Raw genomic sequence first — 24,460 nt, forward strand, 5'->3', positions numbered from 1 at the left:
GAAGTGGCAGGTGCGAAGAGTGGTGGCAGTGAGGAGTGACAGACATGGAGGAGAGCGAGCATACCTCCATACTTGATGACGTAAGGGGATTACCAAAAATCATGTGGGCCCAATACGGTTTGCCGGAGTTCAGCCTGTTTTGACTCCACTGGTGTCTGAAGAGGTACACCTAACTTTCGAGAGATTATCTCGGCAACGCGTTTTAAAGCGGATTCGCTATAAAGGGTCTGTCGGGTTATGGGGAGCACTTCGATATCCATAGCCATAAGGGCGGCTATTCGCTGTCGGTCGTGAGTGTTGAGGGATCGGCTGTGGTACTCATCGCTGTCATACTCGACGTCGAGGGCGGCTTTGGGCCAGAAAAGGTCAGGTTTCACAGTCTTTTGAGCAGGCAGCAACTGGCGCGCGGATTCATTGAGCGCAATGCTGGGGTTTGCCTTGGGTTTTGGCAAGCCGTAGCCGCCTAGTCGAGCGGGGCAGGTGAGCAGCAGGAGGAGCGCTGCCTCTGCGGGAGAAGCTAGGTTATTGATAAGGCAAGCGGCGGTGGACTGTGCTTTTTTCCGGCACCGCAACAGAGGGTGCATAGCTAAATAGTGCTGTATTGATTCGGCAGAGCAGAGGGGCGGGGCGCCGATAAAACCGCTGGTAAGATCCGGACGGGGCCGATACTGCCCGCATAACCAAGAGCCCAGGAGGAGCAGCTGGCTAGAGGTGAGTCTGCCGGCTGACTGGCGAAAATGCTCCATCGGGGCAGTGAGATAGATGGCGCTTTCACAATCTTTAGGAAGAGAGGCCGGCCATAGCCGTACCAATGCTCCCGGCGGGAGGTCGGCTGTGCATACAGTTACTGTGCAATTCTTGAGTCTGTGAGCCTTCGTTGGATCGTTCACCAGGAGGCTTGCAGTAGTGTCGCATGGACTCAGGGCCTGACGAATTTCATGGCTGTTTCTGTAGAGCCTTGATCTTTCGAGCAGGTCTATGGCCAATCTGTTTGCTTGGCTGTTGGCGAGAGCCATTCTTTGCTCCTCGGGGGTGCATAGAAACTGGGATATCCCAGATACCAGGGCTAGATGAGCCGATATGCCACAAAGGATTAACACCGTACCCCTCCGCCTATCAATATCAAATTTAAAATATATACGGAGGCTTGGCGGGCGACCGTTGCTTTTGGTAGCACTGCTTTTTGACGGCTGCCAAGGGGTGGCGTTTGCTTTCGCTGTTCTCTCGCTGCCACTTTGGCCTTGCACCCTTTGGGGGAGAGCTTTTTAGACGTGCTGAATATCAGGCATCCAACACGACAAGCTTCATAACAACGGAGCGCCCCTCCCGAGCCTCAAAACCCGGAGTTTTCATCACCAGGTTTCTCGAGCTTACTCTTTTGAGGGACACCTTTATGGGTAAAGTGGGTGTCCACTATATTTCGATACCTTCATCCGTGCCGGGTCGTGGGCACCCCACATGTGCGCGGCCACGACCCGGTGGGAGAGGCCCGCAGTCGGGCAGTAGGAGACCTGCAGTCGGGTGGCCACAGTTGGGTGACTCCGGTCAGGCGCCTACTAAGTACTTTTTTGGGTCCTCGCGCGGCTCAAGAAAGAAAAAAGTACTTAGTAGGTGATAAAACCGCAGCTCATCAGATGCGCCTACTAAGTACTTGTACTTAGTAGGCGCTGCAGTGCTGCAGGATGCTTAGTCGGCACTTTAGGATGTTTGGCACTCTCGGCGCGATACTCAGCGGACGCGGCCAGGCGCTGCGGGTCACTCAGCAGGATGCTTGGCGGTAGGATGGCCGCCCGCACAGCAGCCTTTTGTCGCTTCTTGCCCTCGGCATAATGCTGTTGCCCCCGTTCTGTCGGGCAGCCCTGCCCGACAGAACAATCTCCGCTCGATCCAGCTCGGCGAGGGTTCCAATAGCCGGTCTAGCAAGGGTTTATCTAGGGTTGATTTCTCCCAGTGGCACCTCAACCCTAAATAACCTTGCCCTTCGAAAACCATCGATAAATATTGGACTCGTAGATCAGGCGGAGCCCATCCGCCCCAGGGAGAAGGGCCTCAACACCTAAGGCTCTCGGAGAAAGGACATCGCTATGGCTCAGGGATTCCCCAAGGATTTCATCGACACCAACGATCTCACCAAAGAGCAGATCCTCCAGATCATCGATCTCTCCATTGCTCTTAAGAAGTGCATCAAAAACGGCTACTATCCCCATCTGCTCCAGGACAAGACCCTGGGCATGATCTTCCAGCAGGTGTCCACCCGCACCCGCATCTCCTTCGAGACCGCAATGACCGACCTGGGCGGCCACGCCCAGTTCTACGGCCCCGGCACCATCCAGCTCGGCGGCCATGAGTCCATCGAGGACACCGCCCGCGTCATGGGCTCCCTCGTGGACATCCTCATGGCCCGCGTCAATCGTCATAAGGATGTAGTGAGCTTGGCGAAGTACTCCGCGGCCCCCGTCATCAACGGTATGAGCGAGTTCAACCATCCCACCCAGGAGCTCGGCGACCTCATGACCATGATCGAGAACCTGCCCGCCGGTAAGAAGATCGAGGACTGTAAGTTTGCCTTCATCGGCGACGCCACCCAGACCTGCGTGTCGCTCATGTTCATCTGCTCGAAGATGGGCATGGACTTCGTGCAGTTCGGGCCGAAGGGGCATCAAATTCCCGACGGCGCCCTGCATGTAGGCACCGATGAGGAGCGCGCTGCCTTTGGCAAGCAGCTCATGGCCATCGGCGAGGCCAACTGCAAGGTCTCCGGCGGCACCATCACCATTTCCGACGACCCCGAGTGCATCAAGGGCGCCGACTTCGTCTACACCGACGTGTGGTACGGCCTCTACGACGCTCAGGTGGACGGCGCCTCCTACATGGACGTCTTCTATCCCAAGTACCAGGTGACCATGGACCTCATGAACCTGGCCAGCCCCAACTCCAAGTTCATGCACTGCCTGCCCGCCACCCGCGGCGAGGAGGTCGTCGACGAGGTCATGGACGATCCCGAGCGTTCCCTCTGCTGGGTCGAGGCTGAGAACCGCAAGCACTCCATCCGTGGCCTACTCGCCACCTTCTGCCCCTGGAACGTGGTGACCGACGAGGTCAACGGCGCCAAACAGGAGCTGGTGGCTGCCCTTCAGGCTATGAAGCTCCCCACCTCTGAGCTGGACAACTAATACCTGACCCCTACTCAATCACAGAGGGCTGCCTGGGTGCGACTCCTAACAATGCGCCTCCAGGCAGCCCTTGGGCACAACGAAAGGAGTAGTTGTGGCTGGTAAGAAGTTCTCGTTTATAGACGTCATCCTGTCGGTGATCTGCGTGGTGTTCGTGGCCGAGGCTGCAGCCCCCGCCGCCGCCATCGGCAACGCCCAATTCTTCTGGTGGATCTTTTTGATCATCACCTTCCTTTTGCCTTACGGCATGGTGGTGGCCGAGCTTGGCACCACCTATGACTCAGACGGCGGCCTCTATGACTGGGTCCGCGACGCGCTGGGTGACAAGTGGGGCTCCCGCGTGGCCTGGTACTACTGGATCAACTTCCCCCTGTGGATCGCCTCCTGCGCCACCCTGTTCCCCGACATCATCGGCTTTGTCACCGGCATGGAGTTCACTGTCTGGGGCACTCTGGCCATCGAGCTAGCCTTTGTCTGGATCGTCGTCCTCATGGCCACCTCCAAGGTCTCTGACTCTGCTTGGGTGCTCAACGGCGGCGCCATCCTCAAAGTGGCCATCGCGGTGGTCGTAGGCTGCCTGGGCATTTGGTACGCCACTGCCAACGGCTTTGCCAACGACATGAGCCCGGCCACCTTCCTGCCGGACCTCACCAACGTGAGCGCCCTCACCTTCCTGTCCATCATCCTCTTTAACTTCACGGGCTTCGAGGTGGTCACCACCTTCGCCGAATCCATGAAGAACCCCGAGAAGGACATCCCCAAGGCAATCATCTTGGGCGGCCTGACCATCGGCGCCATCTACCTGTTCTGCGGCTTTGGCATTGGCGCTGCTATCCCCACCAGCGAGATCGACCCCGACTTTGGCATGATCTTCGCTGTGCAAACCATGGCGGGCGACTCGCCTCTGTTCGCCATCATCTGCATCGTGTTCCTGATCACCCTGTTCGCCAATATGGCCAGCTGGTCCTTTGGCGTGAACTTCGTGGCCGACTATGCCGCCAAGCACGGCAATATGCCTCGCGTCTTTGGCATCGAGTCCAAGAAGACCGAGATGCCCAACGGCGCCAACGTGGTCAACGGCGTGGTGGCAAGCCTCGCTTTGCTGCTCCAGCTGATCCCCATCGACTTCATCTCCGACCAGATCTTCTGGATGCTGTTCTCCATGAACGTGGTGTTCCTGCTCATCAGCTACATCCTCGTGTTCCCGGCCTTCCTGCGCTTGCGCAAGATCGACCCGGACCGTCCCCACGTCTTCACCTTCCCCTTCAAGGGCGCTGCTATGAAGGTCATGGTGGCCATCCCCGCCATTGAGCTGGTGCTGTCCATTGTCGTCACTATCGTGCCTCTCAACGGCACCAAGGACGAGCTGGCCAAGATCCCCATGTTGGTGGGTGTCATCCTCTTCGTGCTTCTGGGCGAGGTAGTGCGTGTTTGGTCTGCCCGCGGTCGCAAAGAGGAGTACACGGGCCTTACCCCCGAGCTGGCTGCTGAGCGCTTGGCAGAAGAAGCCGAGAAGGGCCCCGACCATCAATAGCGAATCTGTGTGACTAGAAGGCGCTGCCCTGCCCGTCGGGCGGCGCCTTTTCTACTGGTAAGGAGGCCGGCGTATGGCAGCTGGCAGATTTTCCTTGAAAGACGTGGTTTTGTCCGTTATCTGTGTCGTGTTCACCATCGAGGCGGTGGCCCCTCCCTCGGCTATGGGCAACGTGCAATTCTTTTGGTGGGGCGTGCTTATCGTCACCTTCCTGTTGCCCTACGGAATGGTGGTGGCCGAGCTGGGCTCCACCTACACCTCCGACGGTGGCCTCTACGATTGGGTGCGCGCCGGCCTAGGGGACAAGTGGGGTTCCAGGTGTGCCTGGTATTACTGGGTGAACTTCCCTTTGTGGATCGCCAGTGTGGCCTGCATCTACCCCAGCGTGCTCCTGAGCGTCTGGGGCGTCGAGCTGCCCCTGTGGGGCCGCATTCTTTTGGAGCTGGCCTTTGTCTGGGGCGTGACGCTGGGCGCCTTCTCGCCGGTCTCCGACGCCGACTGGATCATGAACGGCGGTGCCATCATCAAGGTGCTCATCACGTTGGGGGTAGCCGGCGTGGGCCTGTGGTTTGCCGGCGCCCATGGCTTTGCGAACCCCATGACCCCCGACACCTTTCTGCCCAACTTGGCAGACCCCAACTCGCTCACCTATCTCTCGGTGATCCTCTTTAACTTCATGGGCTTCGAGGTGGTGGCCACCTTCACCGACTCCATGGCCAACCCTCGCCGCGACATCCCCATCGCCATCGTGGCTGGAGGCATCACCATCGCCGCAGTCTACATCCTCTGCGGCATCGGCATTGGCGCCGCCGTCCCCACCGAGTCTTTGAACCTAGACTCCGGCATCGTGGACGCGGTGGTAGCCATGGTGGGGGGAGGGCTCGCCGCTGGTGAGTCTGGTGGGCGCCGCGTTCTTGGTGACCCTTTTCGCCAACATGGTGAGCTGGTCTTTTGGCATCAACTCTGTGGCCTGCAAGGCCGCCGAGGAAGGCAACATGCCTCGTTCCTTCGCCCTGCGGTCGCGCACCAACTCCATGCCCAACGGCAGCGCTCTCATGACCGGCATCGTGGCAAGCCTGGTATTGCTGCTGCAAGTGCCTCTGGGCGAAGACTCCGAGGTCTTTTGGATATTCTTCTCCATAAACGTGGTCTTTCTGCTCCTGAGCTATCTGCCCATGTTTCCCGCATTCGCCCGCCTGCGTGCCACCGACTCTCGCGAGCGCGTCTTTTGCGCCCCCTTCAAGGGCAGGTTGTTGGCCGTGATGCTGGCGTTGCCTGTGGCAGAGATCGTGCTGGCTGCCGTGGCCACCACGGTACCCCTCAACGGCACTCCCGACGAGCTGGCCAAACTGCCCCTTTTGGCGGGCGTGCTCATCCTGCTGGCCGCTGGAGAGGTTCAACGCCTCCTGAGCCGCAAGCGCCAATTGGCGTGCAGAACAGCTCCGCCCGCAGGTCCCACCGGCTCTGCTCCAGACGACTCCGACTCTGGTCCCATGGTCCTCTCCCAGTGACCTTCGCAGCCAACAGCTGCAACCAAAACGCTTTGGCACTTCTCCTTGCCGAGAAAACCTCACCTTCCCTGCCTGGGATGGAAGGGTTTCTCGGCAGGGCTTGCATTGCCTGCGCCTACCTGTGAGTGCGGGGTGCGGCGGGCGAGGAGCTGTCCCAGAGAGCCCCTGGAAGCCTGAGGGCTACCGGGGGCATTTCATGTGTGTGGCCTGGAGGAGCGCCATTAGCCATGTCCACTACCGTTGGCGGAAGCTATGATGGAGTTTACAAATATATTTATTGCGCAGTGCTTGGGGTTGTAGGGGAGGTGCGCGTGCGGGAGCCTGGAAGGAGGCGTGCGGTCTCCTTGGGCTTGTCCTGCAAGAAACCCTTGCAAGCAGGTAATTTTTTGCGAGGGCGGACGGCGTAGAAGAAGCCTGAATTCAGTGGCGTTCAGCTATGCCCCAGAGCTGAAAATGAGTGATAATCATAAGGCGATAGTGCGCCTATTTCTGGCTAGAGGCTGTGTACATGGCGCCCCTTGGGGCTGCCCGTGGCGAAGGCCTGGTGGCTTAAGCGAGCGGCGCACCATCCTTGGAACAGGCTTTAGCTGGGGTTTCCCCGGTACACAATCACCCTTTGAGGGTGGGTCGTTAGGCTTTGAAGGAGAGGATATGGCAAGAAAATTCAAGTCAATGGATGGCAACGAGGCCGCAGCCTGGGTCTCTTATGCCTTCACCGAGGTGGCGAGCATTTATCCCATCACGCCATCCAGCCCCATGGCTGATCATGTGGATCAGTGGGCTGCTCAGGGTCTCAAGAACATCTTTGGCACCCCGGTGAAAATCCAGGAGATGGAGTCTGAGGCCGGCGCCGCCGGCGCTGTTCACGGCTCTCTGGGCGCTGGCGCCCTCACCACCAGCTACACGGCCTCCCAGGGTCTGCTGCTGATGATCCCCAACATGTACAAGATGGCCGGCGAGGGCCTGCCCAACGTGCTGCATGTGAGCGCCCGTACCGTGGCCACCCAGGCCCTCAACATCTTTGGCGACCACTCCGACGTTATGGCTTGCCGCCAGACCGGCTATGCCATGCTGGCTGAGGGCAACGTCCAGGAGGTCATGGACCTGGCTCCTGTGGCCCACCTGGCCGCCATCGAGGGCAGCGTGCCCTTCCTCAACTTCTTCGATGGCTTCCGCACCTCTCACGAGATCCAGAAGGTGGCCACCTGGGATTTCGAGGACCTCAAGGACATGGTCGACATGGACGCCGTCCAGGCCTTCCGCGACCATGCGCTCAACCCCGAGCACCCCACCGCCCGCGGCTCCCACGAGAACGGCGACATCTTCTTCCAGCATCGCGAGGCGTGCAACAGCGCGTACAACGCGCTGCCCCAGATCGTCCAGGGCTACATGGACAAGATCAACGAGAAGCTGGGCACCAGCTATCACCTCTTCGACTACTACGGCGCCGCCGACGCCGACCGCGTAGTGGTCTGCATGGGCTCCTTCTGCGACACCCTGGAAGAGGTCATCGACTACCTCAACGCTCACGGCGAGAAGGTAGGCCTCGTCAAGGTGCGCCTCTATCGTCCTTGGTCTGTAGAGGACTTCGCCGCTGCTCTGCCCAAGACCGTCAAGAAGATCGCCGTGCTCGACCGCACCAAGGAGCCCGGCTCCATTGGCGAGCCTCTCTACCAGGACGTCATCACCTCCCTGGTAGAGGCCGGCATCACCGAGATCCCCGTCATCGGCGGTCGCTACGGCCTGGGCTCCAAGGACGAGCCTCCTGCAGCCGCCTTCGCCGTCTACGAGGAGCTCAAGAAGGATGAGCCCAAGCGCGAGTTCACCATCGGCATCGAGGATGACGTCACCTTCCTCTCCCTGCCTATGGACCCGGATGCCCCCAACACCGCTGCCCCTGGCACCATCGAGTGCAAGTTCTGGGGCCTGGGCGGCGACGGCACCGTGGGCGCCAACAAGAACTCCATCAAGATCATCGGCGACCACACCGACAAGTACGTGCAGGCCTACTTCCAGTACGACTCCAAGAAGACCGGCGGCGTGACCGTAAGCCACCTGCGCTTTGGCGACTCTCCCATCCGCGCTCCTTACTACGTCACCAAGGCCGACTTCGTGGCCTGCCACAACCCCAGCTACATCATCAAGGGCTTCAAGATGGTCCGCGACGTCAAGCCGGGCGGCATCTTCCTGGTGAACTCCCAGTGGTCCGACGAGGAGTTCGCCGAGCACCTGCCTGCTGAGGCCAAGCGCTATATTGCCGAGAACAACGTCAACGTCTACCTGATCGATGCCATCGACTTGGCCCAGAAGGTGGGCATGGGCAAGCGCACCAACACCGTGCTGCAGTCCGCCTTCTTCGCCCTGGCAGACATCCTGCCTGCCGAGGAGGCCCTCCAGTACATGAAGGACGCCGCCACCAAGTCTTACTCAAAGAAGGGCGACGCCGTGGTGGCCGCCAACCACAAGGCTATCGACGCCGGCGCCACCGCCTTCCACAAGTTCGAGGTGCCCGCTGACTGGGCCAACGCCACCGAGGTCGTCGAGGACGAGACCCTGCGTGGCCGCGACGCCATCGTCGAGCAGGTCCAAAAGATCATGAACCCCATCAACCGCATGGACGGCGACAGCCTGCCTGTGAGCGCCTTCGCAAAGAACGCCGACGGCGCCTGGGAGCTCGGTGCTTCCGCCTACGAGAAGCGCGGCACTGCAGTTATGGTTCCTCGCTGGGATCCCGAGAAGTGCATCCAGTGCAACAACTGCGCCTATGTGTGCCCCCACGCCGCCATCCGTCCCATCGTCATGGACGCCGAGGAGCAGGCCAACGCTCCTGAGGCCATGAAGACTCTGGAGCTCAAGGTCCCCAAGAACACCGGCTACACCTTCACGGTTGCCGTGTCCCCGCTGGACTGCATGGGTTGCTACAACTGCCTCTCCGCATGCCCCAAGTCCACCCAGGAGGACGGTGGCGCCCTCACCATGGTGTCTCAGGCCGAGGAAGCCGACCAGATTCCTGTCTGGGACTACGCGGTCAACGATGTCACCGAGAAGCGCGAGCTCTTTAGCGACAAGAACACCCGCGGCAGCCAGTTCTCCATGCCCATGTTGGAGTTCTCTGGCTCTTGCGCCGGCTGCGCCGAGACCAGCTATGCTCGTCTCGTCACCCAGCTCTTCGGCGACCGTATGTTCATTTCCAACGCCACTGGTTGCTCCTCCATCTGGGGCAATCCTGCGGCCACCTCTCCCTTCACCTGCAACGCTGCCGGTCACGGCCCTGCCTGGAACAACTCCCTGTTCGAGGACAACGCCGAGCATGGCCTGGGCTTGCTCATCGGCTACAAGGCCGAGCAGAACCGCCTGGCCGCTCAGACCGAGAAGCTGCTGGAGGTCGAGGGCCTGCCCGAGGGCCTCAAAGAGGCTGCTACCGCATGGCTCGAGAACAGGGACACCACTGGCATCTCCCAGCAGGTCTCCGCTGACTATGCCTCTGCCTTGGTAAAGAGCGACAACCCCGTAGCCGAGGACATTGCCGCCAACAAGTCCTACCTGTCCAAGAAGTCCTTCTGGATCTTCGGCGGCGACGGCTGGGCTTATGACATCGGCTTTGGCGGCCTCGATCACGTGCTGGCTTCCGGCGAGAACGTGAATGTCTTCGTCTTCGACACCGAGGTCTACTCCAACACCGGCGGCCAGGCCTCCAAGGCGTCCAACCTGGGCCAGGTTGCCCAGTTCGCCGCCTCCGGCAAGTCCATCAAGAAAAAGCCGCTGGCTGAGATGATGATGAGCTACGGCTACGTCTATGTGGCTCAGGTGGCCATGGGCGCCAATCCCTCCCAGCTGCTCAAGGCCCTTGCTGAGGCCGAGGCCTACGACGGCCCTTCCCTCATCATCGGCTACAGCCCCTGCGAGATGCACTCCATCAAGAAGGGCGGCATGCTGCACTGCCAGGAGGAGCAGAAGCGCGCCGTGGATTGCGGCTACTGGAACCTGTTCCGCTTCAACCCCGCCGCTCCCGCCGGCAAGCGTTTTGTCTTGGATTCCAAGGCGCCCAAGGGCGGTTACCAGGAGTTCCTGGAGAACGAGAACCGCTATGCCTCGCTGCGCCGTTTCTTCCCGGACCGCGCTTCCGAGCTGTTCGCCGAGAACGAGCAGGCTGCCATGGATCGCTACGAGCACCTGCTCAAGCTGCAGTCCATGTATGATCAGGCAGACGAGCCTGCCGAGAAGTAATTTCTCCCTGACTCGCATCCCGTGAGTCGCTCGTGAGCTACTTCTAAGTCGCTCGCATTGCTTGCAAGAGACCGCATTCCCCTTTGGGAGTGCGGTCTCTTTTGCGTTGGGAGCTCTTCTTGGCAGGTGCTCACTTGCAACTAAGGCCTTCATGGGAAGTATTTTGGCGCCGTGTGCGTTATGAGGCGGGTCTAGGCACTGGAGTTTTGTAAAACCCCAGTGCCCACTAGCCTTGTGAGCAAGCTGGCTTGACCTCAGGGATTCTGCAGGGGCTTGTTTCATAGGGACCGCACTCGGAACCAAAGGCGTTTTCGGTTCTAACTGCAATCCCGTTGGAAGGCAGATAAGCCCGGCGGCAGGCGATAAAAAGGGATGTTGACCCAGGTCAACATCCCTTTTTATCGCCTGCTATTTGTTCTGGGACCACTCACTTGTAGCCAAGAATTGTGCTGGAAGGTTAATCCTCCAGCTTGATGTCGCGCACTTCCACAACGCCTTCAACGTCGTCGGGATCAGTGGTGAGAGGCGCATCTACGCCCTCGGTTTCCTGCTCCACAGAGTTGGCGCCTTCCACCATCATGGGGTCGGCTTCGCCGGCTTTTACTTCGTCCACTTTTTTCTGGGTGTCGCTGCACATGGTTCCTCCGGTAGGTGTAAGGGTTTTGCTTCATGCAAAACGCTGCTAGAAAGGGTTTTACCCGGCAATGGGGGTGACTATGTCCAAGCAGCTGCTCAGGGGCCTCATCAACAAAGAAGCCATAGCAGCTCTTGCGGCGGCTATGGCTTCAGCGTAGGGGCGGTGGGGGAGCGAGGTGGCAGAGTTTCTCGGCAGCTAGATGGAGCGAAAGCCTCGACCGATGATCTCAGAGCTGCTCACCATGGTCATGAAGCTTTGAGGCTCGTGTTCGGCGAGGAAGGCGCGGAAGCGGACGGCCTCGGGTCGGGAGAGCACCACGGTGATTTGGGTCATGGGCTTGCCGGAGAACGCGCCTTGGACTTGGGTGAGGGTAGCGGTGCGGTAGAGCTGGTTGACCAAAAAGTCGATGGCGGCGGCAGGGTCGGGGCAGAGCACGGTGCAGACCTTGGATTGGTTGAAGCCCTCGATGGCGTTGTCCACGATGAGGGTTTTGGCGAGAAGGCCCAGGATGCAGAGGAGGCCCGTCTCGGCACCGTAGAGAAAGACGGCGACAGCGACGATGGCGCCGTCGGTGGCAAGCAGGGCTTGGCCCACGCGAAGGTGGGTGCGGCGCTTGAGGATGAGGGCAAGGATGTCAGTGCCGCCAGTGGAGGCGCCCACGTTGAAGACAAGCGCGCTGCCCATAGCCGGCAACATTACGGCGAAGCAGAGCTCGAGCAGGGGGTTGGAGGTGAGCGGGGTGACTCGGGGCCAGATGATTTCGATGAGCGAGACGTAGAAGGAGAGGGCGAAGGAGGCGAAGACAGTCCAGCCCATGGTGCGAAGATCCAGCAGGATGAGGCCGGCGACCACCAGGACCACGTTGAGCATCCACATGAAGTCGCCTACGTCGAATTGGGGCAGCAGTGTGGAAAGGATGATGGAGAGGCCCGAGGTGCCGCCCAAAGCGAAGTGGTTGGGCGCCTTGAAGATGACGATGCCTATGGCGGTGAGCAACAGTCCCATGTTCACAAAGAAGAAAGTGCGTCTAAAGCTGGGGAGCTCTCGGCGGCGGCGCATGCGCTCGCCGTTGGCTTTGTCTTCGGGGGTGGCGTTGATTCCTGGAGGTATCAGGGGCATGTCCATGGCGGGCGAGACTCTTTTCGCGGGAATTGAAAGATCGAGGGATAGGGTGGGTGCCTGGCAAGAGGTTCGGGCGCAGAGGGCGCGATGAACGCGCTTTTGCCAGGCGAGGCAGTGCGGATTAGCGGTCGCTCATGTTGAAGCGGTCGCGCATGTTCACGCTAGTGGTAAAGAGCACCGATGCCAAGACGTCGTCGGTGGCTTTTTGGATGAGGTCGCAAGTTTTTTGGTTAGCGGCTTCGAGCGCCTGTGTGAGCTGGGCGCCTCCTAGCTGGGCGCAGGCAGCGTCGGTGGCTTCTACCTGGGCATGGCCTTGGCCTAGGGTGGCGTCTTGGTAGGCAGAAACGGTATTCCAGTTGCTGCCAAACTGGGCGTCGGCCAGGGCGGCGAGGATGCGGTTCTCCCAGTAGAAGGTCTCGGTGGTGGTGCGAGAGGCCACGTCCAGGTAGGCCGGGATGGAGTGGACGTTGGTGTAGAGCGGGATGAAGGTGGAGTAGGTCATGTCGCCCATGGCGGTCCATTGGATCGCCTTCAGGCCCTCAGGCGCATAGGGGCGGATCTGGATCAAGGCGCACTCGTTGTTGCGGTTGATGCCTATGGTGCGATAGTACTTGCGGGTGAGCTCGTTGCCGCGGGTGCCGTAAGGGTCGTAGGGCGTGTCCTGATAGTGGCTGGAGAGCACCTGCTTGACGTCTTCCACGGTGACCTTGTGCTCGGGCACGCGGCACCAGGGCAGATCGTCGCTCTCTGGCTGGTACTGGGCGTCGGGGCCGTCGTAGGTGTCCGAGGGGTTCAGGCAGCGCTGCATGTACCAGGCGCGGGGAGTGTTGTAGATGTGGTCGGTGTAATCGTGGCTGCCAAAGAGGATGCGGGGGTTCACGATGCGAGGCAGCCCGCGGAGGCGGTCCTTGTCGGTACTCATGGCGTTCACTGCAGAGGCCAACGCGCTTTTGGCGAGGGACTGAGGCATGGCCAGGTTGAGCTTGTGGTCGATGATGAAGTTGATGATGTCGGCGCTGGCAAGATACTCGCTGCCGTCACCGGTGGCGTCCAGAAGATCCAGGCGGTCGATGCCCAGCTGGTTGGGTTGGGTGACATAGGCGTTGTCGGGCACGCGGCGGGCGATCCAGTGGTGGCCGCCGATAGTCTCTAGGTACCAGACCTCGTTTTCATCGGAGAAGGCGATGCCATTGGACTCGTAGGTGCCATAGCGCTCCAACAGCTGCCCTAGGCGAAGGACGCCTTCGCGGGCGGTGGTGATATAGGGAAGCACCAGGGTGACCAGGTCTTCCTCGCCAATGCCGCCCGGCTTCTCGGGGAGGTAGCCTGGCTGGCCTTGGGCGCCCTGGGCGGGCTGATAGGCCACCAGGGGGTCTGCGCCTAAGACGCGGGGATTGGTGGTGATGGTCTCGGTGGCGCTCATGCCTACATTGAAGTCGTTGACGCCGGCTTCTGCCCAAATGCCCTCTTTGGGATCCACATTGGGCATGGCGGTATAGCGCTGAGGGGTCTCTGGCAGCTCGATATCCAGATGAGAGATGACGCAGTGGTAGTGGCGGGGCTGATCGGCAGGCTCGACCACCACCATTTTCTTGGGGCAAAAGGCGCCGTCGCCGTCGTCCTCGTCGCGGGCGATCATGGTGGAGCCGTCGTAGGTGGCGCCCTTGCCTACCAACAATGTTGTGCAAGCCATAGCATTCCTCTCTGGTCGGTGAGCAGCCATTTTATTTTAAGACTCTGTCCCATAACTCTGGAACAAGGGGTAAAAGCCGGAAAAACGGCCTGGAAAAATTGCCATAAATATAGATAAATACGCATTGATATTCATATTTTAGTATTTAGCGCATAGTGCATAAATAAAAGACCGTGCAATTAAGAAATTGCGCTCCAATGTGTTAAAGAGCAGGTTAATCCTGTGTAGCGTCTTGTTAGGCACCCTATAGAAACGAATGAAAATCAACCGTTACCGCATAAAAACCCACCGCTCGTCGGTGAATAAGCACCCTTGGAAGCTTCAGTGACATATCGACAAAGAAGGGAGTATCCTTATAGTTGCTGAAAGGGAGCCAAAGCTTTGCGGACCCATAGAGAGTAACCGGTCGCGAAGGGGGAGCGGCTCCGTGGAGCTGTTGGGGTTTGAGGCTTTTTGAGCCTTTCCCAGCACGTCTGTTGGCAGAGAGAGGGACTCAATCCGGAGTCCCCGAGAAAGGGATGCCTATGAAGACTCGATGGTTCAACAAGGCGATGACCGGCTTGGCACTGGGTGCCGCAGCCATCATGGCCCTCCCGGTAAACGCGCTGGCGTGCACTCAGGTGTGGATGCCCGACACGTATACCAAGGAGGCCAATACCTGGTATGCCGGCCGTGCCGAGGACACCGCCACCCGCCAAGCAAAGATCTTTGGCGTGGAGCCCGCCCATGAGGCTGGCTTTGTCTATCAGTCAAACGAGAACGGCGACTTTGCCGAGGGCGACAACTTCCAGTGGACCTCTGACACGCCCACCTATCGCTACACCTATGTGCGCGACCACGGCGACAATGGTTGGGGAGGCGCTAAGAACGCCTATTCCGCCGCCGGCATCAACGAATGGGGCGTGTCTTGCTCGGCCACGCTGTCCACCTATCCCAGCTCCGAGATCAGGGCACTTGACCCCGCGGTAGACAGCGGCGTGGGCGAGTTCAACTACGTGGCCTTGGCACTGGGCCAGAACAAGACCGCCAAAGACGCCGTGGCGTTCCTAGGCTCCTTGGTCGATAAGTACGGCTCTTGCTCCTCTGACCAGCTCATCATTAGCGACGCTCACGAGTCTTGGATGTTCTCCGTGGTTTCTGGCCACCAGTGGCTGGGCTTCCAGCTGCCTGAGGACAAGGCCTCTGTGAACCCCAACATGGGTTCGCTCACCTATCCTGAGGACTTGGACCTCTCTGACGCCGCCAAATGCCTCCACTCCAAGGACCTGGTGGAGATGCCCAAAAAGGCTGGTGTGCTCAAGTACTTCGAGGGCGCTGATGGCAAGCCCGACGAGACCAAGCCTGACATCGCCAGCACCTATGCCCGTGCCGACGAGGGCGCGGGCCAGTTCTCCCGCTTTGTCATTGGCCGCGCCTACTTCGACGGTCTTGACGGCGTGGATTACTACGTGAGCGGCGGCCGCATTCTTGATGTGACCGATGGCCGCACCTTGTTCTTCACCCCTGGCAAGGGCGACTGGACCACTACGGACATGATCCGCTCGCTGGCCGCTCGCGCCGACACTGTCACCGGCCTCAAGAAAGGCGTCGCCAATACTGTTACCGGCGTTGGCCGCCAGGACTCCCTCGAGACCCACATGTTCGAGATCAATCGTGTGGCGAGCGCTGACGCCTCCAAGGAGGATACCGCAGAGGCCACCGTTGAGTGGCTTGCCCTTAATCGTGATGACTTCTCCCTGGCAGTACCTTCCTTTGGCGGCTTGATGACCGAGGTCAACCCCCGCTACGGCACTCAGGATCTCGACCTGACGCATCAGGGTGGCGGCGGTCGCGACAATCTTGCTGAGGCCCTTAAAGCCGGCCCCTGGGACTACTACATGCCCTACGTGATGATGGACGTGAACACCATCTGCAACGCCGACCGCGAGCAGGTGGGCGAGACGGTGCACAGCTACATCCGTGCCCTCCAGGACAACTTCGTCACCCAGAACGAAGAAGTCAAGACCTATGTCAGGGGCCTTTCTGGCGAAGCGCAAACCGCTGCCGCTAACCTGGCCAACAGCGTGGCCACCGAGCAGGCCCATGCCAAGTACATGACTCTTCTCACCGAGCTCCGCACCTGGCACAACGGCGATCAGAAGACCCCCTTCGTGCCCAGCGACTACGACACATCCACCCAGGGCATCAAGACTCCTATGACCTACTCCGCTGAGGTCAAAACTCCGCTCGCCGCTGCCGACGGCGTCGTAGCGGGCGCCGCTAATCGCTGGGTTGTCCTGAGTGAGACCGTGGACGGCGCGCAGGTGCTCAAGCAGGTCCACGTGGACGCCGACGGCAAGATCCAGACCGGCCTTCAAAAGATCGACGGCATCGATTTTGTCATGGGCGAAGACGGCACTGTACAGACCGGCTTTGTCAAGGTGGGCGACAAGACCTACTATGCCGCTCCCGAGGCCAAGACCGGTTGGCAGACCATCGACGGCAAGGATTACTACTTTGGCACCGATGGCGTGATGGCCACCGGCAAGCAGACCATCGACGGCAAGAACTATCTCTTCGATGCCAACGGCGTCTCTCAAACTGGGTGGCAAAAGGATGGCGACAAGACCTCCTATTACAGCCCTGACATGGCCACTGGTTGGAAAGAGATCGACGGCAAGACCTACTACTTTGGCGATGACGGCGCCATGAAGACCGGCATCACCAAGGTGGGCGACAAGACCTACAACCTGGGCGACGACGGCGCCATGAAGACCGGTGTCTACACCGTAGACGGCAAGCTCATGGCCTTTGGCGAGGACGGCGCTCAGGCGACCGGTTGGGTCACCGTGGATGAGACCCCGTACTACCTGCCTGAGGACGGCTCCAAGGTCGATCCCGGTTGGCAGAAGATGGACGGCACCTGGTATCTCTTTGGCGAAAACAACGCTGCCAAGACCGACTGGCAGGCAGTGGGCGGCAAGTGGTACCTCATGGACGAGGACGGCTCCATGCTCTCCGGCTGGCAGAAGGACGGCGACACCTGGTACCTCTTGGGCGGCGCTGAGGACGGCGCCATGAAGACCGGCTGGCAGAAGGTCGGCGGCACCTGGTACCTGCTCGACGGCTCTGGCGCCATGAAGACCGGCTGGCAGGCAGCCAATGGCAAGTGGTACCTGCTGGGCGGCGCTGACGACGGCGCTATGAAGGCCGGTTGGCAGAAGGTCGGTGGCACCTGGTACCTCTTGGGCGGCGCTGACGACGGCGCCATGAAGTCCGGTTGGCAGCTGGTGAACGGCAAGTGGTACTACCTTGGCGGCGTTGACGACGGCGCTATGAAGACCGGCTGGCAGGCAGTCAACGGTTCCTGGTACCTGCTGGGCGGCGTTGACGACGGCGCTATGAAGACCGGTTGGCAGATCGACAACGGCAAGCTCTACCTGCTGCGCTCCGACGGTTCCATGGTAAGCAACACCCGCATAGGCGGCTTCACCATCGGTGCAGACGGCGCCGTGAGGTTCTAAGCTTTCCTCTCGCCTCGACCACGTCCTACCCCAAAGCCTCCCCATCGCTCTCTTGCGGCGGGGAGGCTTTTCTCGGTAAGAAAGAAAACGTTGATGCAAAGGGCGCAGGCTTTCGCCGCAGGTGCCCAAGCTGTCGGGTAGTATGGAACACGGGTGTGCTGCCGAGACGATCGGCCCTCATAGCCGGGGCGGTTCGTGTGGCTGCATCATTCTTTTAGGTGTGAGAGGCGTCTCTTTGGGCCGCGGCGGCGCGGCTGCAGGAAGGATGTTCATGGCCAATCGAGTTCCACTGTCTGCGGGCCGTATGACCCGCATCGCAATGATCGCTGCGCTCTATGGGGCAGCCACGTTGGTGACCATGCTCTTTTTGGGCGGATTGGCCTGGGGCCCGGTGCAATTTCGCATCTCCGAGGCGCTCTGCGTGCTTGCCTTGTTCACGCCGGACGCCATCGGCGGCTTGGCCTTGGGATGCGCGGTGGCCAACACTTGCAACATAGTGCTGGGAGGAACCGGCACGCTGGGGCTTCTGGACGTGGCCTTTGGTACTTTGGCTACAGCGCTGGGAGCTTGGTTTACCTGGCACTTCAGGGCAAAGCCGGCGCTGGCCGTAGCGGGCCCGGTGATCTTCAACGCCCTCATCGTGCCGGCCTATTTGCCGCTCATGCTAACGGGCTTGGGGTTTTACACCATTCCCTTCACCTCCATCTCGCTGGACGGGGCCTGGGGTGCCATGTACCTCTTTGGCGTGGCTGCCACGGCTCTGGGTGAAGGGGTAACCATGTACTGTCTGGGCTTGCCGTTGGCGCGGGCTCTCAAGCGCACGCCGCTGCCCGGCCTGCTCGCGTCCGACGATGTCGTCCCGGCTCAAGGGGACCGTTCATGAATCCAGCCATCGTTATCCCGTCCTATTGGACCTCCACCGAGGAGCGGGTGGGCGGCTATGACCACGCCACTCCGGTAGGTACTCCCAACCCGGAGCTGGCCCGTTGCCTGGAGTCCTTGGAGCAGGTGCGCGGCGTGGTGCGCACCATCATCTTGCTGGTGGCCTCTCCTGAGTCCGAGCGGCGAGCCCGCGCCCAGGTGGATGCCATCTGCGCTGAGCATCCCAACCTCTCGCCCCTGGTCATTGGCGAGGCCGAGGGCCGTGTCCTTCAAAACTGCGTGGTGGAGATCGCCCCGCGGCTCACCGGCGAGTGCGTGAGCCTGCGCGGCTACGGTGCCATCCGCAACATGGGACTGGTGGCTGCGGCAGTCTTTGGCCACGATGTGGTGGTCTTTTTGGATGACGACGAGGTGGTGCTCTCGCCCTCCTTCTTGGCAGAGGCTGTCTATGGCCTGGGCCAGCGCACCCGTCAGAATCTGCCGGTGCTGGTGAAGAGCGGCTACTTCGTCGACGAGGGCGAGTCTTGCCTGGCCAGCGAGGATCTTGCCTGGTATGACAGCGACTGGGACAAGAACCTGCAGTTCAACCGCTGGATGCGCGAAGCCCAGGCAGGCCCGCGCATCTCCAGGTCCAGCTTCATGTGCGGCGGCTGCATGGCCATCTGCGCCGAGGCCTACTCCCGCGTGGCCTTCGACCCCTTCATCACCCGCGGCGAGGACATGGACTACCTGTTCAACCTGCGCCTCTATGGCTTGGACGTGTGGTTCGACAACCAATGGCGCGTGATGCACCTGCCGCCCTCCACGCCTCGGCCCGCCAACCGCTTTCGCCAAAACGTCTTTCGCTGGGTCTACGAGCGGGCCAAGCTCGCCCGAGCAGCCACCAAGATCGACCTCAATCAGGTAACCCCCGAGTCCCTCATGCCCTATCCCGGCCCTTGGATCTCCGACGACCTGGACCGCCGCATCGCCTCCACTGCGCTGCGCCGGGCCCTGGGCACCCCCGACCACGCCGAGTATCTGGCCATCTGGCGCTCCGGGCTCAAAGAGGCGGCCGCCAATGCCGAGAACCACGTGCTCTCCTACCTGAGCTTCATGAGTTGGTGGCCCTCTATTGTCAGCCGCCTGTGGTCCGAGCGCCAGGTGGCCGCTTGGCTCTTCGACCATGGCACCCCTCCGGGAATCCCCGCTCAGAACCCCTACCTAGCGCCGGCTTCCACCGCTGATTCCACCATGGCGGCTGCTCAAGCGCAGCCGGAAGCCACTGGCTCTATGGACGAAGCCTGGGAAGACGCTCAGGAGACGGTGGAGGCCGCCGATGAGCAGGAGGAGTCCTTATCGGCAGCCAAGGAGGCCCTAGAGGCGTCTGAGCAGGATGCCGTCAGCGAGACAGATGGTGCCCATGGCGCGCAACAGTAAAGACAACTACATCAACAACTTCATCACCGCCATCCTGTGCCTGTGCATCTTCACCATGGCGATCCTGCTTATTTGGGGCGTTGCCCAGGGCGAGACCATGGTGTGGGTCATCGCGGCTATAGGCATCGGCGTGGTGATAGTGGTGGGCGCGGGAGCCTCGGGCGCTCCGGATTCCGTGCGCTCTCAAGCCACCGAGCGCACGCTACGCACCGCATCGCTCACTCTGGAGCATCTGCGGGGAGGCCTCACTTTCGAGGGATGCCGCGCCGTGTGCCAGTCTCTGCTGCCAGAGACGGTGGCTATTGCCGTTGCCATCACCGACCACGAGAAGGTCATCGCCTATGTAGGCGAGTCCGAGGAAAACTTCCCTCCCGGCCGCCCCATCTCCACCCAAGCCACTCGCGAGGCGTTGGACAGCGGGCGTACCCAGACCTTCTCGCTCATGAAGCGCCTGGACAACGACGCCATGGCCAACATGGACGCCCAGAGCCGCCTCAAGCTCATGAGCTTTGTGCCGGCAGGCATCGTGGTGCCTCTGGTGGTGCGCAACCACACCATCGGCACCCTCAAGTTCTTCTATCGCAGCTACAAAGACATCGACAACACCCAGCACGCCGTGGCCGAGGGCTTTGGCGAGCTGCTCTCCACCCAGCTCTCCCTCTACGAGCTGGAGCGCCAGGCCCAGCTCACCGCCCAGGCCGAGGTCAAGGCGCTTCAAGCCCAGATCAACCCCCACTTCCTCTTCAACACCCTGAACACCATCGCGGCCTTTACCCGCACCGACCCCATGCGCGCCCGCGCCCTGCTGCGCGAGTTTGCCACCTTCTACCGCCAGACGCTGGAAAACTCAGAGTCGCTCATCCCTCTGGAGCGCGAGCTGGAGCAAACCCGCCGCTACCTCACCTTCGAGTACGCTCGCTTTGGCGAGGACCGCATTGCCGAGCAGGAGCGCGTCGAGGAGGGCTGCGAGAACGTCATGGTGCCCGCCTTCGTGATCCAGCCCATCGTGGAAAACGCCGTGCGCCATGCCATGCGTGAGGAGGGCGTCCTACATATCGACATCCATGTAACCCGCGAGGACTCCGACATTCTCATTGCCGTGGCCGATGACGGCTGCGGCATGAGCGAGGAGCAGGTGGAGGCCATGCTGCAAAAGGCGTCGGGCATGTCAGATGCCGAGAAAGGCACGGGCATCGCCCTGCGCAACGTCGAGGAGCGCTTGGCGCGCTATTACGGCCCGGGCTCCGGCATCGACATCGTGAGCCGTTTGGGGGAAGGCACGGCAGTGACCCTCAAGCTGGTCGGGGCCATCCACGGGCCTGCTCCGGTAGCCCCCAGGCCCCACGGAGGGGTCCAAGGCGGGGCTGAGATACCGGCAGATAGCGAGAATCGCCCAGTGGTGTAAGATGGGATTCAGCTGGTTTTGTGGTTGTCCAAGGAGGTTGGACGGTCATAAAAGGTGTAAGAGTTTATCAACAACCGGACCTTGCTCGAGATTCGGCTGCCGCTCTTTGATGATTTGAAGATGCACGACCCATGAGGTGATTGAATGCTCAGTGCAATGATCGTGGACGATGAAGCTCCTGCGCGCTCGGAACTGCGCTTTTTGCTGGAAGAGACCGGCAGGGTAGACTCCATTGACGGGGCTTCCAGCGCGCGCGAAGCGGTGGAAAAGATCATTGAGACTCGGCCGGACGTCCTGTTTTTGGATATCTCCATGCCCAAGACCAGCGGGATGCAGCTGGCAGAGGCCCTGCATAAGCTCAAGAACCCGCCGGCGGTGATCTTTGTGACCGCCTACAGCGAGTATGCGGTGCAGGCCTTTGACGTCAACGCCGTGGACTATCTCATGAAGCCGGTGGAGACCGACCGTCTGGTAACCGCCTTGAACAAGGTGGAGAGCCGCATGGCGCCGGTGGCCCCGGCCAACCCGCCTCAGGAGCGCATCGCGGTGGAGAAGGGCGGCCGCAAGGTGCTGGTGCCTATCGATCAGATTCGCTACATCGAGGCCAAGGACGATTATTCCTGCATCTATACGGATACCGATCGCTATCTGTCCACCATCTCGCTGGCGCAGCTGGAGGCCAAGCTGGTGCCCCACGGATTCTTCCGCGTGCACCGCGGCTATATCGTGAACCTGGCCCATGTGGAAGACGTCGAGGTGGTGTCCAGCGGAATTTTGCAGCTGGGTTTGAATGGCATCGAAGATAAGAAGATCTCGGTGTCTCGCCGTCGCGTGGTGCAGCTCAAGCGCGTCTTGGGCATATAAGGCTGCGAGAGGGCATCCTAGGGCGCTGCAAGCGCAGTGCTCCAAAGGTCTTTTGAAAGCTCCCCTTTAAGGGGCTGACAGCCATAGACGAGCCGTCCTTTGGGGCGGCTCTTTTTAGACGGAGGACGCACAGGGTCATGGCAGACAAGCGAGTGGATATCATCAGCGACACGCACGGCTATATCTCGGACGAGCTCAAGCGCGAGCTTCGCGGGGCCGATGTCATAGTGCACGCAGGCGACATCACCTCGTCGTCTGACTTTGCGCTGCTCAAGTCCATAGCTCCCCTGCACCTGTGCCTGGGCAACAACGACTACACCGGTCAATACGGCCCGGATATCAAACGAGTGATGCGCTTCTCCATCGACGGCGTGCGCTTTCAAGTGGCTCATCATGAGGAGCAGCTCAAGCCGGCCTCGGCCGACGTGTGCGTCTACGGCCATAGTCACAAGCCCTCGATCCGCCGTTCTGCCGAGGGAGGCCAGGTGCTGCGCCGTCGCCTGCAGTCCAAGCCGCTGCGCGCCATGGAGAATCCCGGGCAGGTGATGGAAGCCGTGGGCTATTCAGACGCGGGGGCCCTCAACTATCCTGCCGAGGCCGGCGCTTGGCTCATCAATCCCGGCAGCCCCACATTGCCGCGCACCCCCATGGGGCCCACCATGGCACGGCTGTGGATCCGCGACGGTTTGGTAGAAGACCCCCAGATCATCCAGCTACCCGTGAGCGACATGCAGATGGGCAGCCCCTGGTTCCGCTTTGGGATGTAGGGCGGTTGTTGTGGCCCGCGGTGGCGCGACTGACGCGGGTGTCGTTGGGGCAGCTCCAGTGCTGTTGAAGTAGTGCGGCTGAGGCATTAGCTACGTGGATTCACGTAGCTAATGCCTTCTTCCGACCTGGGGTTTTCCGTTTCACTACGTGGATTCACGTAGTGAAACGGCCATTTTCAGCCCAAAATCCACGTAGCAAAACGGGGCGCCCAGCAAAACGAAACCCGTAGCAAAACGGGCCGCCCAGCCAAAACGCACACCTACTTGCTGTGGCGTGGCGCCTCCACTATGCGCTTGAGCCGGTGGGAAGAGGGATTCACTGGCTCGCTTAGGAACACAGGCGCCACCACCTTGGTGTAAAACGCCAGCCAAATGAGCGAGGTGCAAAAGCCCGCCAGCACGTCTGAGGTGTAATGAACCCCCAGGTAGATACGGGAGATGCCCACCAGCGCGATGACTGCCACAAAGAAGAGGCTCCACAGCATGCGCAAAGTGCGGTCCTCGTCGTAGCGCCAGATCATCCATACCAGAAGACCAAAGAACGCCATGGACACCATGGAGTGTCCCGAGGGAAACGAATACCCCGTCTCCGAGATAAGCCTGAACCCCTCCGGCCTAGGCCTATGGACAATGAACTTGAGCACGCTGTTGAGCAGCACTACTAGCACCAGATTGACGGTGGCGCACAAGCCCGGCCGGCGTCCTGGCGCAAAGGCGGCCACAATCACCAGCATCACTAGCAGCACCACGGGACTCGCCAGGCTGGTGATCTCCTCCATGATGGGCGTGACAGCATCGCTGCGGTTCTCCACGATGAAGTGGTAGCCCAGCGTATCCAGCCTCACGATCTCGCCAAACCACACGTCTTCCAGGATGGCCAAGAAGCACAGCAGCGCCACGCACACCAGGATGGTGCGCACATGGCGGCGGCATAGGTGCAAGAAGCGCTGCCAGTAGTGGGGCTTTGCCACCTCGGGAGAGAGCCAAGCTGCGGTCTCGGCAGGGGAGTGCGGGGCGGGATGGGCGTTCTTCTCGGCAGGAACGGCTGCATGCCGAGAAACTCCTGCCTCCTGTATAGGATCCTTCTTGGGGGTGCGGGTCATAAGGTCTTGCCTTCCGAGAAAAGATGCGAGCGTGAGCGGGAAGCTCTTGGTGGAATGGGGTGTGCGGGGACGAGGGCGGCACAAAAAGCCCGCACGCTCCGTTTTACCGTACACGTGCGGGCCCGTGATTTGTCTCACAGCTTTGTAATGATTGGGTAAGCCTTGCGACTGGCGCGCTCATGCGGGCGCTTCGGCGATGCAAGCCGGCCAGGCGCCGAGGCTCGCCTGCCGCTTGGCGGCGCTTGGCTTAGAGGTATTGAGCCAGCTCCTGGACCAAACGGTCGCGAGGCACTGCGCCTACTACGGTGTGCACGGCCTTGCCGTCCTTGAAGAGCATGAGCGTGGGGATGGACATGACCTGGAAGCGGGCGGCCAGATCCTGATTGTCCTCGACGTTGACCTTGCATACCTTGAGCACGGATGCCATTTGATCGGCCAGGTCGTCGACGATGGGCGACATCATGCGGCAGGGGCCGCACCAGCTGGCCCAAAAGTCCACCAGCACAGGCTTGTCTGAGCTTGAGATGACCTCGTCAAAATTCTGAGCAGTGAGTTCTGTGACTGCCATGATTCCTCCTTGGAGGTAGGCCAACTTGAAAAAGCCGGCAATGTGTGTCCGA

The 24,460-nt window shown here is 60.6% G+C and carries 16 protein-coding genes and 1 pseudogene; 11 read left to right on the plus strand and 6 right to left on the minus strand.

The features are described from left to right. Positions 1-89: 89 nt before the first annotated feature. Positions 90-1,016 carry a hypothetical protein gene (locus tag OR601_RS00290; RefSeq protein ID WP_265591783.1) on the minus strand — a complete coding sequence of 309 codons (927 nt, stop codon included), beginning with the start codon at positions 1,014-1,016 and terminating at the stop codon, positions 90-92. A gap of 1,068 nt (positions 1,017-2,084) precedes the next feature. On the opposite strand from OR601_RS00290, the gene ptcA reads away from it, so the two are divergent. The 5 genes and pseudogenes from ptcA to nifJ all read left to right on the plus strand — a co-directional run bounded on the left by ptcA (position 2,085) and on the right by nifJ (position 10,445). Next, positions 2,085-3,173: a putrescine carbamoyltransferase gene (gene ptcA / locus OR601_RS00295; protein ID WP_136011704.1), complete on the plus strand. Its 1,089-nt coding sequence runs from the start codon at positions 2,085-2,087 to the stop codon at positions 3,171-3,173. A 94-nt stretch (positions 3,174-3,267) separates the two neighbouring features. Beyond that, positions 3,268-4,707 (plus strand): APC family permease, encoded by a 1,440-nt coding sequence (locus OR601_RS00300; protein ID WP_265591784.1) that lies wholly within the window; start codon positions 3,268-3,270, stop codon positions 4,705-4,707. A 73-nt stretch (positions 4,708-4,780) separates the two neighbouring features. Then, a pseudogene (locus OR601_RS08665) lies at positions 4,781-5,536 on the plus strand (APC family permease); the annotation flags it as partial. 106 nt (positions 5,537-5,642) lie between these two features. Further along, on the plus strand, positions 5,643-6,218 hold the full coding sequence (locus OR601_RS08670) for an APC family permease (RefSeq protein ID WP_369945820.1): 576 nt from the start codon (positions 5,643-5,645) through the stop codon (positions 6,216-6,218). Positions 6,219-6,869: 651 nt separating this feature from the next. Further along, a complete protein-coding gene (nifJ, locus tag OR601_RS00310; RefSeq protein WP_265591786.1) occupies positions 6,870-10,445 on the plus strand; it encodes a pyruvate:ferredoxin (flavodoxin) oxidoreductase in 3,576 nt (1,191 codons plus the stop codon). A gap of 457 nt (positions 10,446-10,902) precedes the next feature. Here nifJ and OR601_RS00315 read toward each other — a convergent pair whose 3' ends face one another. From OR601_RS00315 to OR601_RS00325, 3 genes are all read right to left on the minus strand, one after another. Further along, complete coding sequence (locus tag OR601_RS00315; RefSeq protein ID WP_265591787.1) at positions 10,903-11,082, minus strand: hypothetical protein; 180 nt, start codon at positions 11,080-11,082, stop codon at positions 10,903-10,905. Positions 11,083-11,277: 195 nt separating this feature from the next. Then, positions 11,278-12,207, minus strand: a complete 930-nt coding sequence (locus tag OR601_RS00320) for a YitT family protein (protein ID WP_265591788.1) — start codon at positions 12,205-12,207, stop codon at positions 11,278-11,280. A gap of 118 nt (positions 12,208-12,325) precedes the next feature. Continuing rightward, the gene (locus OR601_RS00325) at positions 12,326-13,897 is read right to left on the minus strand and encodes a C69 family dipeptidase (RefSeq protein WP_265591789.1); all 1,572 of its coding nucleotides are present in this window, start codon (positions 13,895-13,897) and stop codon (positions 12,326-12,328) included. A gap of 524 nt (positions 13,898-14,421) precedes the next feature. Between OR601_RS00325 and OR601_RS00330 the strand changes: the two genes are divergently transcribed. The 6 genes from OR601_RS00330 to OR601_RS00355 all read left to right on the plus strand — a co-directional run bounded on the left by OR601_RS00330 (position 14,422) and on the right by OR601_RS00355 (position 22,737). Further along, on the plus strand, positions 14,422-17,400 hold the full coding sequence (locus OR601_RS00330) for a C69 family dipeptidase (protein ID WP_265591790.1): 2,979 nt from the start codon (positions 14,422-14,424) through the stop codon (positions 17,398-17,400). Positions 17,401-17,671: 271 nt separating this feature from the next. Next, positions 17,672-18,283: a QueT transporter family protein gene (locus OR601_RS00335; protein WP_265591791.1), complete on the plus strand. Its 612-nt coding sequence runs from the start codon at positions 17,672-17,674 to the stop codon at positions 18,281-18,283. Beyond that, complete coding sequence (locus OR601_RS00340) at positions 18,280-19,701, plus strand: glycosyltransferase family 2 protein (RefSeq protein WP_265591792.1); 1,422 nt, start codon at positions 18,280-18,282, stop codon at positions 19,699-19,701. Before OR601_RS00335 ends, OR601_RS00340 begins: the two co-directional genes overlap by 4 nt. Further along, positions 19,685-21,106, plus strand: a complete 1,422-nt coding sequence (locus tag OR601_RS00345) for a sensor histidine kinase (protein WP_265591793.1) — start codon at positions 19,685-19,687, stop codon at positions 21,104-21,106. Before OR601_RS00340 ends, OR601_RS00345 begins: the two co-directional genes overlap by 17 nt. Before the next feature lie 144 nt (positions 21,107-21,250). Beyond that, a complete protein-coding gene (locus tag OR601_RS00350; protein WP_265591794.1) occupies positions 21,251-21,970 on the plus strand; it encodes a LytR/AlgR family response regulator transcription factor in 720 nt (239 codons plus the stop codon). 137 nt (positions 21,971-22,107) lie between these two features. Next, on the plus strand, positions 22,108-22,737 hold the full coding sequence (locus OR601_RS00355; RefSeq protein ID WP_136011697.1) for a metallophosphoesterase family protein: 630 nt from the start codon (positions 22,108-22,110) through the stop codon (positions 22,735-22,737). 260 nt (positions 22,738-22,997) lie between these two features. On the opposite strand, the gene OR601_RS00360 is transcribed toward OR601_RS00355, so the two are convergent. Together OR601_RS00360 and trxA are read right to left on the minus strand one after the other, a co-directional pair. Continuing rightward, on the minus strand, positions 22,998-23,954 hold the full coding sequence (locus tag OR601_RS00360) for a phosphatase PAP2 family protein (RefSeq protein WP_265591795.1): 957 nt from the start codon (positions 23,952-23,954) through the stop codon (positions 22,998-23,000). Between the two features lie 133 nt (positions 23,955-24,087). After that, the gene (gene trxA / locus OR601_RS00365; RefSeq protein WP_136011696.1) at positions 24,088-24,408 is read right to left on the minus strand and encodes a thioredoxin; all 321 of its coding nucleotides are present in this window, start codon (positions 24,406-24,408) and stop codon (positions 24,088-24,090) included. Between the last annotated feature and the right edge of the window lie 52 nt (positions 24,409-24,460).

Source organism: Leptogranulimonas caecicola, from assembly GCF_023168405.1.
GTDB lineage: Bacteria > Actinomycetota > Coriobacteriia > Coriobacteriales > Atopobiaceae > Leptogranulimonas > Leptogranulimonas caecicola.